This window comes from Achromobacter sp. DH1f (genome assembly GCF_000633435.1).
In the GTDB taxonomy this organism is placed as follows: Bacteria; Pseudomonadota; Gammaproteobacteria; order Burkholderiales; family Burkholderiaceae_B; genus Achromobacter; species Achromobacter deleyi.
Window position 1 is genome coordinate 189,749 of record NZ_AYMF01000023.1, and the last position, 14,382, is coordinate 204,130.

Sequence of the window (14,382 nt, forward strand, 5' to 3'; positions counted from 1 at the left end):
CGCTTCCTAGGCCGGGACGGCCACGACGTCCAGCATCCGGTCGATGACCTGTTCGGCGGTGACGCCATCGGCCACGGCGTCATAGGACAGGTGCAGGCGATGCCGCAACACCGCATGGGCCACGGCGCGCACATCGTCCGGCGTACTGAAGTCCGCGTCCGCCAGCCAGGCATGGGCCCGGGCGGCCCGATCCAGCGCAATCGCGCCGCGCGGGCTGGCCCCCACCTGTATCCAGCGCGCCAGGTCGGCGTCGTAGTCGCCGGGCCGCCGCGTGGCGTTGACCAGATCCACGGTGTAGCGGTCCACGGCCGGCGCCACGTGCACGGCGGCCGCGGCCTGGCGACAGGCCAGCAGCGCGTCCTGCGTCAGACGCTCGTCGTCGGCCTCAGCGGTCGGTTCCGGCTCGCTTCTCAAGAGCGCCAGCATGGCCATCTCGTCCTCGGCGCTGGGGTAGTCCAGCCGGATCTTCATCAGGAAGCGGTCCATCTGCGCTTCGGGCAGCGGATACGTGCCTTCCTGCTCGATCGGGTTCTGCGTGGCCAGCACCATGAACAGCGCGGGCATCTTGCGGGTGTGGCCGCCCACGGTGATCTGCCGTTCTTCCATGGCCTCGAGCAGCGCGGACTGCACCTTGGCGGGCGCGCGATTGATCTCGTCGGCCAGGATCAGGTTGCCGAACAGCGGACCAGGCTCGAACGCAATCTGGTTGCGCCCTTGCGCGTCCTGGCGCAGCACGTCGGCGCCGGTGATGTCCGACGGCAGCAGGTCGGGGGTGAACTGGATGCGGCTCATGTCGGCCGCCAGGTGCGCGGCCATGGCCTTGACCATGCGGGTCTTGGCCAGCCCGGGCAGGCTTTCGAGCAGCACGTGCCCGTCGGCCACCAAGGCGATCAGCAGGTGGCGCACCACCTGCGCCTGACCCAGTACGTCTCGGGAAATTGCCGCTTCCAACGCCAGAATGCCATTGCGCAACGCCATGGGTATCCCTTCGTCAAACGCACACCTGTACGGGTCGCCCGGGCTGCGGGCGAGGCATCAACGGCTGGCGACGCGTCCCGGGCGGGACTGGGCCTGCTTCCATTGGTCGGGCGTCATCACCGTGCGAAAACCCAGGTGCGACATGCCGTTCAACGGATCCGTGCCGCGCCGGGCGCTGGCCCGGTAGCTGATGCAGTACGTATCGCTGCACAGGAATGAGCCGCCGCGCGTCACCCGTTTCGGGGCCGACACGGGAACGTTGGCGTCGTCGGGATCAAAGCTGTCGGCCGGGCCGGCGGGGTCCTGCGGCGGCTGGCGGTACTGCGCCTGGATGCGGAACGCATCCGCGCGATACCAGTCGGCCGTCCATTGCCACACATTGCCGGCCATGTCGTACAGGCCATACGCGTTGGGCGGAAAACTGCCGACGGGCGTCGTGCCCACCTGGATCTTCTCGTCCTTGACCACCGGAAACGGCTGCTGCTGTTGCGTGTCCCAGATATTGGCCATGGGCTTGCCTTGCGGACTCAGTTCATTACCCCAGGCATAGGTGGCCTGTTCCAGCCCGCCGCGCGCGGCGAATTCCCATTCCGCCTCGGTCGGCAGGCGCTTGCCCGCCCATGTGGCGTAGGCCTGCGCGTCTTCGTACGACACCTGCACGACCGGATGGTCGTCCTTGCCGTCGATGGAACTGCCCGGGCCTTGCGGATGACGCCAGCTGGCGCCCGGAATGAAGCGCCACCAGCGGCTGTAGTCGCGCAGCGAGACTTCGGACGCCGTGCCGACGAAAACCATGGCGCCGGGCACGAGCAGCCGGTCGTCGGGGCGCGGGGTGCCTGGGGGCAGCTGGACCTTCAGGTCTTCCCAGCGGGGTTTCTGTTCGGCCGTCGTGACATACCCGGTGGCGTCGACGAAACGGCGGAATTCCGCGTTCGTCACATCGTGGGTATCCATCCAGAAACCGCTGACCCGCACGCGATGCGGCGGCAATTCATTGGGCTGCGACAGTTTATGGTCGTTGCCCATGCGGAATTCGGCGCCCGGAATCCAGGCCATGCCCGTCGGCCCCTGTTTGCCGTCACCGAGCGTGACGGTCGGCGCACCGGGCTTCGAGGGAGTGCCGGTGCTGGCCACATAAGCGCCCAGGGCGCTTGCGCCAAGCAGTATGCCAACCACCGTTAAACCGACTTTCAGTTGTTGCTTCACGTGCCCCTCCGTACTTCCGTGGAAACGAAACGGTGCGCTCTGGCCGAGCGCTTTTGGGTATCACGAATGGCTTATCGCTTTGAAGCTGAAACAGGACTGCGTCTGGCGGGTCTGGGTTGCGTTGCATGAATGCCGAAATGGCTGCCCACATTATCTGAACGGCAAATGGCGAGGCTGACTTTTGTTAGCGCTCGCAACGCAGGGCATTTTCGGGAATACCCGGATTTTCCGAGGAAGAATATTGGAAAATATGGGATTATCTGAATTATTCAGTAACCTTAATAATGAGAATAATGCGCCGGGGTGATCGGGATTATCTGGTGCGGCAGTACGGGAGGACTGCGCGGATTATCTCTGCGGCGTGCCGTGCCAGGCTTGCGCCAGCCGCAGATGCGATTGCACCCGGTCCTCGTGGCGATGGGCGTTGGTGGTGACGATCAGTTCGTCGGCCTCGGTGGCGCGTACCAGCGTTTCCAGGCCCTGCACGACTGTATCCGCATCGCCCACGAATTGGGTACGCGTGCGGTCCTGCACCAGGTCGGCTTCCAGTTCGATGCCTTGGGCTTCTTCCGGCGACAGGTAGCGCGTGGCGCCCTCGCCCCGGCGAATACCTTGCACCCACGCGCCATAGGGCGTGGCGATGCGCCTGGCGTCGGCGGCATCACGCCCCACCACCACGTCGGCCGATATCATCAGGTACGGCCGGGCCTGCGTGGCCGACGGCACGAAGGCCCGGCGATAGGCGTCCACGGCCTGCAGCGCAGTCGCCGGGCTGACGTGGTAATTCACCGCGAACGGCAAGCCAAGCCGGCCGGCCAATTGCGCGCTTTCGCCCGCCGACGACCCCAGCACCCAGGTCTGCAGCGCGGCGCCCACGCCCGGCGTGGCCTGCACGCGGCTGCCGTCCGCTGCCGCATAGGTGCCGGCCAGCAGGGCAAAGAGCGCATCCACGGCCGCCTCGAATGGCAAGGGCTGCGCTTGCGGTTGCAGCAGGATGGCTTCGCGGGCCAGCCCACGGCTGGCGCGTTGCGGACGGGAGACCGGCGGCGCGGGGATCAGCAGGCCGTTGATGACGCGGTCGCCTTGCGTCGCGGGGATTGCCCCACTTGGCGCCGCAGCGGCGGCGCCCGCTGGATCCCCTGCCCCGTCGGCCAGCGGCGCGGCGCGCCTTGCCGCGGCCAGCCCGCGGCCCAACCCCAGGTCGATGCGGCCGGGATGCAGAGCGTCCAGCGTGCCGAAGGCCTCGGCGATGGCCAGCGGCGTGTGATAGCCCAACAGCGTGGCACCGGACCCGACGCGCAGCCGCGTGGTCACGGCCGCCACCTGGCCGATGACGATCGGCGCGGCCGAACTGGCAAGACCTTCGGACAGGTGGTGTTCCGCCAGCCAATAACGAAGGTAGCCGGCCTGTTCGGCCCGGCGCGCCAGGTCGACGGTGTTGGCCAGCGCCTGGCGGGCGTCGGACCCGGACGAGATCGGCGCCAGGTCCAGGATGGACAGCGGCACGCGCGGCGGGCGGTGGGCGGCCCGGGAAGGATCGCGGCTCATGCCGGCACCGCCTGGGTCGCCAGGCCCAGATGCTCGCGCAGCGTCGTGCCGGCGTAGTCCTGCCGGAATACGCCCTTTTCCTGCAGCAACGGCACCACGCGATCGACGAATTCCTCGATGCCGCTGGGGATCAGGTGCGGCACCAGGATGAAGCCGTCGGAGGCGTTCTGCTGCACGTAGCGGTTCATCTCGTCGGCCACCTGGGCCGGCGTGCCGACGAATTGCTGGCGGCCGGTGACCTTGATGATCAGGTCGCGGATGCCCAGGTTTTCGCGCCGGGCCAGCTCGCGCCATTGATGTGCGGTGGCCAGGTTGTCGTCGTGCTGGCGGGTGCGGCCCTTGGCGACCGTGGCGGCGGACACGTCGGGATCGAAGTCCGGTAGCGGCCCGTCGGGATCGAAGCCGGACAGGTCGCGGTTCCACAGCTGTTCCAGCAGCACGATGGCGGTTTGCGGGCTGACCTGCTGGCGCCGTACCTCGGCATGGCGCGCGGCGGCGTCTTCGGGGGTGTCGCCCAGCACGAAGCCCACGCCGGGCAGGATCTTCAGGTCGGCCTCGGCGCGGCCGTACCTGGACAGGCGCGCCTTGACGTCGGCGTAGAAGGCCTGGCCCTGTTCCAGCGAGCCGTGGCGGGTGAAGATGGCGTCGGCGCTGCGGGCGGCGAATTCCCGGCCCTGGCTGGAATCGCCGGCCTGGATGATGATCGGATGGCCTTGCGGCAGCGGCGGCACGTCCAGCCGGCCGCGTACGTTGAATTGCGCGCCCTGGTAGTCGAAGGCGCCGCGGCCGTCGTCGCCGCCGTCCCAGAGATGCCGCGCCAGCTCGACGAATTCTCGGGCGCGTTCATAGCGCTGTTCATGCGGCAGGTAGGCGCCACGGCGGAAATTCTCGCCGGTGAACGCGCCGGGCGAGGTCACCACGTTCCAGGCTGATCGACCACCCGACACGTGGTCCAGCGTGGCCAGCTGACGGGCCAGGTTGTAGGGTTCGTTGAAGGTGGCATTCAGCGTGCCGGCCAGGCCGATGCGCTCGGTGACCGCGGCCAGCGCCGCCAGCACCACCAGCGTATTGGGCCGCCCCACCACGTCCAGGTCGTGCAACTGGCCGCGCTGTTCGCGCAGGCGCAAGCCTTCGGCCAGGAACACAAAGTCCAGCTTGCCGCGTTCGGCGGCGCGGGCGAAGCGTTCGAAGGATTCGAATTCGATCTGGCTGCCCGCCTGCGGGTCGCTCCAGACCGTCATGTTGTTCACGCCCGGGAAATGCGCGCCCAGGATCACTTGCTTCTGTGCCATGGTCAACGGGCTCCTTGGCCTGCAGTCGCGTAGCGGTTGGTGGCGGGGGCCAGCCCGAGGCGGCCGCGCAGGGAAATCGGCGGGAATGACGCATCGATGTCGGCTGCCGCGGCCAGGCCGGCGTCTTGCAGCAAGGGCAGCAGCACGTCGGTCACGACGGCTACGTCGCGCCGTATGTCGCGCGGGTGCAGACGCACACCGGCGAAGCCGGCGTCGCGCCAGGCCAGAATGCGTCGGGCCAGCGCCTGGACGGCGTGGGGTGCGTCTTCCCGTCCTGCCCTTGGCGCCGCAGCGTCGGCGGCGTCGTCGAACGAAACGGGCACATCCACGACGTAGCGCAGCGGCGCCAGATGGCGCCCGGCCTGCTGCTGGGCGCTGTCCAGCGCCTGGCGTTGCGCCGTCCACGCGGCCGAGTCGGCGGGCTCGGGCACGAAGAGAATGTCGGCATGCCGGGCAGCCCAGGCCAGGTCGCCGTCTTCGCGCCAGGTCACCGCGACGGGCGGCTGCCCTTGCGGCGGCCGCGGCACGATGGACGGGCCGCGTATCGACAAGGTCGGCGTCTTCACGTCCACGTAATGCAGCTTGTCGCGATCGACGAAACGGCCCGTGGCCACGTCGCGGATGATGGCGCCGTCTTCCCAGCTGTCCCACAGCCGCCGCACGCCGTCCACGGCGCCTGCGGCATCCTGGTACAGGCCATCGCGGGTCAGCGGCAGGCCATAACTGTCGGCGCCGGCATGGGCGACGGCGGCGTCCACGTCCGGCAGCGCGGGCACGACGGGCACCAGCCCCGCCCTGCCCCGCGTCACGTAGTCCAGCGTGGCGATGGCAGTGGACACATGGAACGGCTCGGTGGTGCTGACCACCACCGCCGGGAGCAGGCCGATGCGGCGCGTGGCCGGGCCGATGCGGGCGAGCAGCAGCGTCGCATCCAGCGCGCTTTGGCCGGGCGAGCCGGCGCGGGCCCACAGGTCGTCGAAGGTGGCGAAATCCAGGCCGGCCTCGTCGGCTTGCCTGATGGCGTCCAGCCAGGGCCACCACGCCTCGGCCGTTTCGGCGCTCGCAACGGCGTGCGCTCGGATGTCGCTGCCATCACGGGGCGCGGACGGCCCGCCGTTGAACGCCAGGCCGATGGGAAAAGGATTGGGTAGGGTCATGATGTTGCGGCCTCAGGCCGCCAGGTCCAGGGTCAAGGGCGCAGGCGCGGCAACGGCCGCCAGCGCGTGGCGACCGCCCGGCGTGTCGCCCAGCAGCGCCTGCGTGTAGGGATGGGTAGGCCGTTCGAACACCTGCTCGACCGGCCCCTGCTCGGCCACCTGGCCGCGCCGCAGCACGACCACGTGGTCGGAAATCTGCCGCACCACCGCCAGGTCGTGCGACACGAACAGATAGCTGACGCCCAGGTCGGCCTGCAGGCGCTGCAGCAGCGCCAGGATGCGGGCCTGCACCGATACGTCCAGCGCCGAGACGGGCTCGTCCAGCACCACCAGTTCGGGTTCGATGGCCAGCGCGCGGGCAATCGCCACGCGTTGGCGCTGGCCGCCCGACAGGCGGGCGGGCCGGCTGTCCAGCAGATCGGGGCTGAGTTCCACCGCGTGCAGCAGCTCGGCCGCGCGTTCGCGGCGCGAGGCCCGGTCGCCCAGACCGAAGGCGTGCAAGGGCTCGGTGATGATGGCTTCCAGCGTGAAACGCGGGTTCAGCGAGGCATAGGGATTCTGGTAGACCACCTGCACCCGTCGGCGAAAGTCCTGCAACTGGCCGCGGCTGAGCCGGGTGACGTCGCGGCCGTCGAACCAGACCTGGCCGGCGTCGGGCCGTTCCAGGCACAGCGCGATGCGCGAGGTCGTGGACTTGCCGGACCCGGATTCGCCCACCAGGCTGGTCGTGCCATGGCGCGGCACATGGAACGACACGCCGTCCACCGCCCGAACCTCGCCGAAGCGTTTGGCCAGGTTTTGCACGACCAGCAGCGGCGCGTGCCCGGCGGGCCTGGCCGGCGCAGGCGGGCCGCCCTGCCGCAAGCCGGGTGCGGCGGCCAGCAGCGTTTGCGTATAGGGATGCGCCGGCCGGGCGCGCAAGGGCCGCGCCGCGCCGGTCTCGACGATGCGGCCGCCCTGCATCACGGCCACGCGGTCGGCGCGGTCGAACGCCACGCCCAGGTCATGCGTGATCAGAAGCACGGCGATGCCCTTGCGGCGCACCAGCGCTTCCAGGTGGTCTAGCACCTGCCGCTGCACCGTCACGTCCAGCGCGCTGGTGGGTTCATCGGCAATGATCAGCGCGGGTTCGTGCGCCACAGCCATGCCGATCAGCACCCGCTGGCGCATGCCGCCGGACAGCTCGTGCGGAAAGCTGCGCGCCACCCGTTCGACATCGGCCAGGCCCACGTCGGCCAGAATGCCGGGCACGCGGCGGCGCGCCTCGGCCTTGGACACGCCGTGCACGGTCAGCGCTTCTTCCAGCTGCGTGCCGATGCGCTTGACCGGGTCCAGCGACAAGCCCGGGTCCTGTGGCACGAAGCCGATGCGGCGGCCGCGCAGGTCTTGCCAGACGGACTCTGGCGCATGGGCCAGTTCCACCCCTTCGAGTTCGATGCTGCCGCCGCGCCGCTGGGCGTTGTCGGGCAACAGGCCGATCAGGGCCGCGGCTGTGGTCGACTTGCCGGAACCGGATTCGCCTACCAGCGCGACGATCTCGCCCGGCTGGATGGCCAGGGACACGTCCGTGACGGCGGCGCGCCAGGCGCCGCTGGCGGCGTCGCGGTAGGCGACGTCCAGGTTGCCCAGGGCCAGCACCGGGCCAGCGTGGGGTGCGGTCATGATGATTCTCCCAAGTCCTGCGCGTGGCGGGCGATCTGGTTGGCCGACAGCACCACGGCCGCGACCACCATGCCCGGCATGGTCGTGTACCACCAGGCCGCCGCGATGTAGTTGCGGCCCTCGGCTATCAACAGCCCCCATTCCGGCGCGGGCGGCGGCGCGCCAAAGCCCAGGAAGCTGAGCGAAGACACCGCCAGCACGGCGGCGCCGAATTCCAGCGCGGCCAGCGCCAGTACCGGGCCGGCGGCGTGCGGCGCGATGTGGCGCAGCAGGATGCCGCGCGTGCCCACGCCCGAGGCCACCGCGGCCTCGACGAACACCGCGCCGCGCCAGCGCAGCACTTCGCCGCGCATCAGGCGTCCGAACGTGGCCACGTACGAGAGCCCCACGGCAATGGCGATATGGACGGTGCCAAAGCCCAGCACGGTCACGATCGCCATCGACAGCAGCAGCGTCGGAATCGCCATCAGCACGTCGGTGGCGCGCATCAGCACCGCATCGATCCGCCCGCCCAGGAAGCCGGCGAGCAGGCCGATGGCCCCGCCCAGGAACAGTGCGATCAGCACGGCCAACGCCGTGGCCTGCAGTGACGTCGATGTGCCGTGGACGGTGCGCGCATAGATGTCGCGGCCCAGGTGGTCGGTGCCGAACCAGTGGCTGGCCGACGGCGCCAGCAGCGCGTCCTGGGGCACGCCGCGCAAGGGGTCGGCCGAGGTGAAGGCCTGCGGCGCCAGCGCCCAGCCCAGCACCAGCACAATCACGGCCAGGCTCAGCGCCAGCATGGGCTTGGCCCGCAGCGTCGCCAGGAACGCCCACAGGCGGCCAGGGCGTGCGCCGGGCCGGGAAGCCAGGGTTTGCGTCGTCATGCCAGCGCCCTCGCCCGGTTGCGGGTGATGCGCGGGTCCAGCAAGGGATACGCCAGGTCCACCACCAGGTTGACGATGACGAACACGGCGGCCGCCAGCACCACCACGCCCTGCACCACCGGAATGTCCTTGACGGCCACCGCGCCCTGCGCCAGCCGGCCGATGCCTTCGCGCGAGAACACGGTTTCCGTGACGACCGAGCCGGCCAGCAGGTTGCCCATGAGCACGCCGGTCATGGTCAGCACGGGAATGGTGGCGTTGGGCAGCACGTGCGTGAACAGCAGCCGCCGACGCGACAAGCCCTTGGCCCGCAAGGCCGCCACGAAGGGCTGCCCCCACACAGCCGACAACGAGCGCGACAACACCTGGGCCACGGTGGCGGCGGTGGGCAAGGCCAGCGTGGCCGCCGGCAGCACCAGCGATTGCCAGCCTTCGTTGCCCATGGCCGGAAACACCGGCAACGTGAACGACAGCCATTGCAGCAGCAACAACCCGACCCAGAACGTGGGCAGGCACACGCCCAGCGACGGCGCCGCCTGCAAGGCCGAACGCAGGCGGGGATGACGGGCAGAACTGGCGGCCAGCGCCAGGCCCAGACCCAGCACCAGGGCGGCCGCCAGCGCGCTGAGCGCCAAGGCCGCCGTGGCCGGCGCGGCCTGCGCCAGCATGGCCGACACCGGCTGCCCGGTCTGGATCGATACGCCCAGGTCCAGCCGCAGCGCCTGCCAAAGGGCGATGCCGTACTGCACCACAAGCGGCTCGTCCAGGTGGTACTGGGCGCGCAGCGCCGCCACCTGGGCCGGGTCGACCAGGCTGGCATCGCCCTGGTTCAGCATGATGCTGACCGGATCGCTGGGCAGGATGTACAGGATCACGAACGATACGGTGTAGGCCGCCCACAGCACGAAGGCCGACTGGGCGGTGCGGCTCAGGGCGTAGCGCCAGGCATCCGTGCCGGCAGCGGCCGGCAACACGGTCTGCGTCATGCGGCCTCCCTACTTCTGCAGCCAGGTGTCGTAGAACTGCAGCCGCGACGAGGCGTCGTAGTGCAGGCCCTGGACGTGCTTGCCCGTGGCGCCCACCGTGGCCAGTTCCACCAGCGGAATGGCGTGGCCGTCGGCCACCAGCAGCTCGGCGGCGCGGGCGATCAGCTGCTTGCGCTGGGCCGGATCCTGCGCGGCGGCGGACTGCGCCAGCACCGCATCCACCTCGGCCGGGGCGCGGAAGTTGACGTTGCGGCCGCTGGCCAGGAACACGGTGCGCAGGATGTCCGGGTCGGCGCGCGTCAGGTTGTAGAACTGGATCGGCATCTTGCCCGTGTCGCGAATGGCATTGACCTGGCCGATGACGCTTTTCTTCAGTTGCAGGTCCACCCCGATCTCGCGCAGCTGCTGCTGGATCAGCTCCAGGTAGGTCACCGACTGCCAGTATTCCAGCCGCACCGTCAGCCGTTCGCCGTTCTTTTCGCGGATGCCGTCCTTGCCGGGCAGCCAGCCATCGTCCTCCAGCAGCTTGATGGCGCCCTTGGGGTCGTAGGCCAGCGCCTGCGACTGGTCGACATACGATGGCGTGGTCTTGGCCAGCACCGACGTCGCCGGCTGCTGGTAGCGCGACAGGATGGTCTGCAGTTCGGGGCGGTTGATGCCCTTGACCAGCGCGCGGCGCACGGCCGGCGTGGCCCACAGGGGCAGCGATTCGTTCGGGAAGAAGCTGTACACCAGCCCAGGGTTGCTGCGCGCCAGGATCGGCAGGCCTTGCGCCAGCAGCACCTTTTCGTCCTGCGGCTGCACGCTGGTGTTCACATCCACCTGGCGCGACAGCAGGCTGCCGTTGCGCACGCCCGATTCCGGAATGATGCGAAATTCGATGCCTTCCAGGTAGGCCTTGTCGCGATGCGTGGCCAACGATGACGGCCAGGCGTAATCGTCGCGCCGTTGCAGCCTGGCGCCCTGGTTGTGCGTGAACGAGGTCAGCACGAACGGCCCGGACCCCACCACGTGCCCCTGGCAGCGTTCTTCGTACGACCTGGCCAGCGTCGCCTTGGACAACAGGCCCAGGCTCATCGTCGACGTGGCCTGCAGGAACTGGGCGTTGGGTTCCTTGAAGACGACCACGACGGTATGCGCGTCCGGCGCCTCAATGCGGTCCACGCCGGCCAGGTAGGTCGACGCCAGCGAGGCGCGCGCGCCCATCTTCACGATGCCGTCGAAGTTGGCCTTGACCGCATCGGCGTCCAGCTTGCTGCCGTCGCTGAAGGTCGCGCCGTCACGCAGCACGAAGGTGAAGCGGCGGTTGTCCTCTTCGGCCTTCCAGCTCGTGGCCAGCCACGGCACGATGTTGCCCGTCTCGGGGTCCTGGTCGGTCAGCGAATCGGTGATCTGGCGGCCGATGTTCAGCGCGGTGTTGTTGCCGGGCTGCTGCGGATCGACGCAAGCCGGGTCGCCGTCTAGCGCCACCTTGAGAATGCCGCCGTACTGCGGTGTGGCGCCATGCGCCGGGGTCGCCGCCAAGGCGAAGACCGCTGCGCACAGGGCTGCGCCGAGCGGGGCGGCCCACCGGGGCGCGGACGCATCCCGGTGCGGATTCATCAAACTGGCTGTGCTGCGCTGCATTACCCTGCTTCCTTGTCTTGAAAGTGAAGCAATCCACTCTAAACAGGGCCGGGGCCGCGGCTAAATACATTCTGCGGATTTTCAAATCCGGCAGAAACTAATGCCGGCAAACGCAGCAGCCGTCGCGGCGCTCGCCGCGACGGCTGGCCACCACCTTTTCAAGCGGTTCGTCGCGACGCCGCCAGCCGCTGCACTACATCCAGCAGGCGGTCGATTTCATCAAAGGTGTTGTAGAACGCCAGCGAGGGCCGCACCGTGGTCTCAACGCCGAAACGGCGCAGGATCGGCTGCGCGCAGTGGTGCCCGGTGCGCACCGCGATGCCCTCTTCGTTCAGTGCATGGCCGACTTCTTCGGTGCTGTAGCCCTCCAGCACGAACGACATGACGCTGGCCTTGTCCGCGGCCGTGCCGATCAGCCGCACGCCCGGGATGGCGCCCAGCCCGCGCATGCCGTAGACCAGCAGGTCGTGTTCGTAGCGACCGATGTTCTCGATGCCCAGGCGGCTCACGTAGTCCAGCGCGGCGCCCAGGCCGACGGCGTCGGCGATGTTGCCGGTGCCGGCCTCGAACTTGTTGGGAATCGGCTGGAACACCGTTTTCTCGAAGGTCACGTCGGCGATCATGTTGCCGCCGCCCTGCCACGGCGGCATGTCTTCCAGCACCTCGCGCTTGGCCCAGACCACGCCGATCCCGGTCGGCCCGAATATCTTGTGTCCGGAAAACACGAAGAAGTCTGCGCCCAGGGCCTGGACATCCACCGCCAGGTGCGAGACCGATTGCGCGCCGTCCACCAGCACGCGCGCGCCGGCCCGATGCGCCAGGTCGATGATCTGTTTGACGGGCGTGACGGTGCCCAGCGCATTGGACACCTGCGTCACGGCCACGATGCGGGTGCGGTCGTTGAGCAGCTTCTGGTATTCATCGAGCCGCACCTGGCCGCTGTCGTCCACCGGAATCACGCGCAGCCGTGCGCCGCGGGCGGCGGCCAGTTGCTGCCAGGGCACGATATTGGCGTGATGCTCCAGGTGCGACACGATGATCTCGTCGCCCTCGCCCACGTGTTGCGCGCCCCAGCTCTTGGCCACCAGGTTGATGGCTTCGGTGGTGCCGCGCACGAAGATCACCTCGTTTACGTCGGGTGCGTTGATGAAGCGCCGCACCCGTTCGCGCGCCCCTTCATAGGCGTCCGTGGCGCGCGCCGCCAGTTCGTGCGCGGCCCGGTGGATGTTGGAGTTTTCGTGGGCGTAGAAATACGCGATCCGGTCGATCACGCTCTGCGGCTTGTGGGTGGTCGCGGCGTTGTCGAACCACACCAGCGGACGGCCGTTGACGCGTTCCTGCAATATCGGGAAGTCGCGCCGCACCGCATGCACGTCGAACGGCGGATGTGCGTCGGCGCCGGCCTGGGGCGCCACGCGCGCCTGGGGATGCGCGGGCGTGGTGTAGCCGCTGGGCAGCACCACGGCGTCAACGAAGTAATAGCGCGCATCTGCCGTGGGCGTGGCGGGGGCCGATACCGGCGCCGCGGGCGGTGCCGCGTGGGGCGGCGTCAGCGGCAGTCCGGCCAATTCGTCGCTGATCCGGGTGCCGCCCAGCACATTCGGCGATGCGGTCGGGTCAAGCGCCGGCTGGCCATGCCCCGGCGCCAGGAAGTAGTACGGCGGCGGCACACCCGTCGCGCCCGCGCCGAAGCGGGGTTCGTACGCCGGCACCGTCGCCACGACGCTGTCGGGCACGCCATTGCCCGCCGGCGCATGCGGCAGCAAGGCCGGGGCGCGATGCGCCAGCGACGGCAGTTGCGCCGGGGACGCCGGCACCAGGTTGGCGCCCGGCGCCACGCCTTGCGGAATCGGCGTGCCTGGCACGCTGGGGCCCAGGCCCGCCGGGCTGACCAGCGGCGAGCCTGGCGGCGCCACGTTCAACGGCGCCTGCACCCCGGGCGGCACCGGCGCGGGTGGCGTGACGCCCACCGCCTGCCCCGGCAGCGCCGTGAAGAAGGCATTGGCCAGGCGCGCCAGTTCGCCCGGGTCGATGGGCGCTTCCGGGGCGCCCGGCACTGTGCCGGAAAGCGCGGCGAAGCGCGGAGAGGAATCGGCTTGAGCCATCGTGCCGCCTACTTGTAGGTATCGGGATAGTCGTGGTACTTGCCGATCTCGACCTCGTCGAGCACCGCCAGCGCATCATCGGCCAGCAGGGCCAGCGAGCAATACAGCGAGATCAGGTACGACGCGATCGCGTGGTTGTTGATGCCCATGAAGCGCACCGACAGGCCCGGGCTTTGCTCGCCGGGCAGGCCCGGCTGGTACAGCCCGACCACGCCCTGGCGCTTGTCGCCCACGCGCAGCAACAGGATCTTGGTCTTGCCGTCGGCCACCGGCACCTTGTTCGAGGGAATCAGCGGAATGCCGCGCCAGGTGATGAACTGCGACCCGAACAGGCTGACGGTAGGCGGCGGCGTGCCGCGGCGGGTGGCCTCGCGGCCGAAGGCGGCGATGGCCAGCGGGTGCGTCAGGAAAAAGGCCGGCTCCTTCCAGACCTTGGTCAGCAATTCGTCCAGGTCGTCGGGCGTGGGCGCGCCGGTCAGCGGAAAGAGGCGCTGCTCGTCGGTCACCTGCGACAGCAGGCCGTAATCGGGGTTGTTGATCAGCTCGCTTTCCTGGTTTTCCTTGATGGTTTCGATCGTCAGGCGCAGTTGCTCCTTGATCTGGTCGTGCGGGCTGCTGTACAGGTCCGAAATGCGGGTGTGCACGTCCAGCACGGTGCTGACGGCGTTCAGGAAGTACTCGCGCGGCTGCTCTTCGTAGTCCACGAAGGTGCGCGGCAACTGGTTTTCGTCTTCGCGCGCGGTGCACGTGACTTTGATGTTTTCGGGATTCTTGACCTTGTTCAGGCGGTAGATGCCCGCTTCGACCGGTACCCATTGCAGCAGATGCGTCAGCCAGCGTGGGCTGATGGTGGAAAGCTGGGGTACGGTCTTGGTCGCATTGGCCAACTGCCTTGCGCCGTTGTCGCCCAATGCGACGGTCCCGCCTACGGTGGCACTCATTGAAATCTCCGAAGT

Annotated in this window: 10 protein-coding genes and 1 pseudogene; all 11 read right to left on the reverse strand. The window is 69.0% G+C overall.

The window, feature by feature from the left end:
• Positions 1 to 6: 6 nt before the first annotated feature.
• Positions 7 to 978, reverse strand: a complete 972-nt coding sequence (locus tag U858_RS0118870) for a MoxR family ATPase (protein ID WP_025138716.1) — start codon at positions 976 to 978, stop codon at positions 7 to 9.
• Positions 979 to 1,035: 57 nt separating this feature from the next.
• Positions 1,036 to 2,184: a formylglycine-generating enzyme family protein gene (locus tag U858_RS0118875; protein ID WP_025138717.1), complete on the reverse strand. Its 1,149-nt coding sequence runs from the start codon at positions 2,182 to 2,184 to the stop codon at positions 1,036 to 1,038.
• 468 nt (positions 2,185 to 2,652) lie between these two features.
• A pseudogene (locus tag U858_RS0118880) lies at positions 2,653 to 3,732 on the reverse strand (LLM class flavin-dependent oxidoreductase); the annotation flags it as partial.
• Positions 3,729 to 5,024 (reverse strand): LLM class flavin-dependent oxidoreductase, encoded by a 1,296-nt coding sequence (locus tag U858_RS0118885; RefSeq protein WP_029954073.1) that lies wholly within the window; start codon positions 5,022 to 5,024, stop codon positions 3,729 to 3,731. The pseudogene U858_RS0118880 and the gene U858_RS0118885, both read right to left, overlap by 4 nt.
• 2 nt (positions 5,025 to 5,026) lie before the next feature.
• The gene (locus U858_RS0118890; protein WP_025138720.1) at positions 5,027 to 6,181 is read right to left on the reverse strand and encodes an LLM class flavin-dependent oxidoreductase; all 1,155 of its coding nucleotides are present in this window, start codon (positions 6,179 to 6,181) and stop codon (positions 5,027 to 5,029) included.
• A 12-nt stretch (positions 6,182 to 6,193) separates the two neighbouring features.
• Entirely contained in the window at positions 6,194 to 7,843 is a 1,650-nt protein-coding gene (locus U858_RS0118895) for an ABC transporter ATP-binding protein (protein WP_025138721.1), read from the reverse strand.
• On the reverse strand, positions 7,840 to 8,709 hold the full coding sequence (locus tag U858_RS0118900) for an ABC transporter permease (protein ID WP_025138722.1): 870 nt from the start codon (positions 8,707 to 8,709) through the stop codon (positions 7,840 to 7,842). The genes U858_RS0118895 and U858_RS0118900 overlap by 4 nt, the downstream gene beginning before the upstream one ends.
• Positions 8,706 to 9,695 (reverse strand): ABC transporter permease, encoded by a 990-nt coding sequence (locus U858_RS0118905; RefSeq protein ID WP_025138723.1) that lies wholly within the window; start codon positions 9,693 to 9,695, stop codon positions 8,706 to 8,708. The genes U858_RS0118900 and U858_RS0118905 overlap by 4 nt, the downstream gene beginning before the upstream one ends.
• Before the next feature lie 9 nt (positions 9,696 to 9,704).
• Positions 9,705 to 11,321, reverse strand: coding sequence for an ABC transporter substrate-binding protein (locus U858_RS0118910; protein WP_025138724.1), 1,617 nt, complete (start codon positions 11,319 to 11,321; stop codon positions 9,705 to 9,707).
• Between the two features lie 158 nt (positions 11,322 to 11,479).
• Positions 11,480 to 13,426 carry a family 2A encapsulin nanocompartment cargo protein cysteine desulfurase gene (locus U858_RS0118915; RefSeq protein ID WP_025138725.1) on the reverse strand — a complete coding sequence of 649 codons (1,947 nt, stop codon included), beginning with the start codon at positions 13,424 to 13,426 and terminating at the stop codon, positions 11,480 to 11,482.
• Between the two features lie 8 nt (positions 13,427 to 13,434).
• Positions 13,435 to 14,367, reverse strand: a complete 933-nt coding sequence (locus tag U858_RS0118920) for a family 2A encapsulin nanocompartment shell protein (RefSeq protein WP_025138726.1) — start codon at positions 14,365 to 14,367, stop codon at positions 13,435 to 13,437.
• Positions 14,368 to 14,382 lie beyond the last annotated feature (15 nt).

Excerpts from the sequence above, each read along its gene's own strand:
- U858_RS0118910 (WP_025138724.1), bottom strand. The coding sequence starts at position 11,321 with ATGCAGCGCAGCACAGCCAGTTTGATGAATCCGCACCGGGATGCGTCC.
- U858_RS0118870 (WP_025138716.1), bottom strand. The coding sequence starts at position 978 with ATGGCGTTGCGCAATGGCATTCTGGCGTTGGAAGCGGCAATTTCCCGA.
- U858_RS0118895 (WP_025138721.1), bottom strand. The coding sequence starts at position 7,843 with ATGACCGCACCCCACGCTGGCCCGGTGCTGGCCCTGGGCAACCTGGAC.
- U858_RS0118905 (WP_025138723.1), bottom strand. The coding sequence starts at position 9,695 with ATGACGCAGACCGTGTTGCCGGCCGCTGCCGGCACGGATGCCTGGCGC.
- U858_RS0118900 (WP_025138722.1), bottom strand. The coding sequence starts at position 8,709 with ATGACGACGCAAACCCTGGCTTCCCGGCCCGGCGCACGCCCTGGCCGC.
- U858_RS0118915 (WP_025138725.1), bottom strand. The coding sequence starts at position 13,426 with ATGGCTCAAGCCGATTCCTCTCCGCGCTTCGCCGCGCTTTCCGGCACA.
- U858_RS0118885 (WP_029954073.1), bottom strand. The coding sequence starts at position 5,024 with ATGGCACAGAAGCAAGTGATCCTGGGCGCGCATTTCCCGGGCGTGAAC.
- U858_RS0118920 (WP_025138726.1), bottom strand. The coding sequence starts at position 14,367 with ATGAGTGCCACCGTAGGCGGGACCGTCGCATTGGGCGACAACGGCGCA.
- U858_RS0118890 (WP_025138720.1), bottom strand. The coding sequence starts at position 6,181 with ATGACCCTACCCAATCCTTTTCCCATCGGCCTGGCGTTCAACGGCGGG.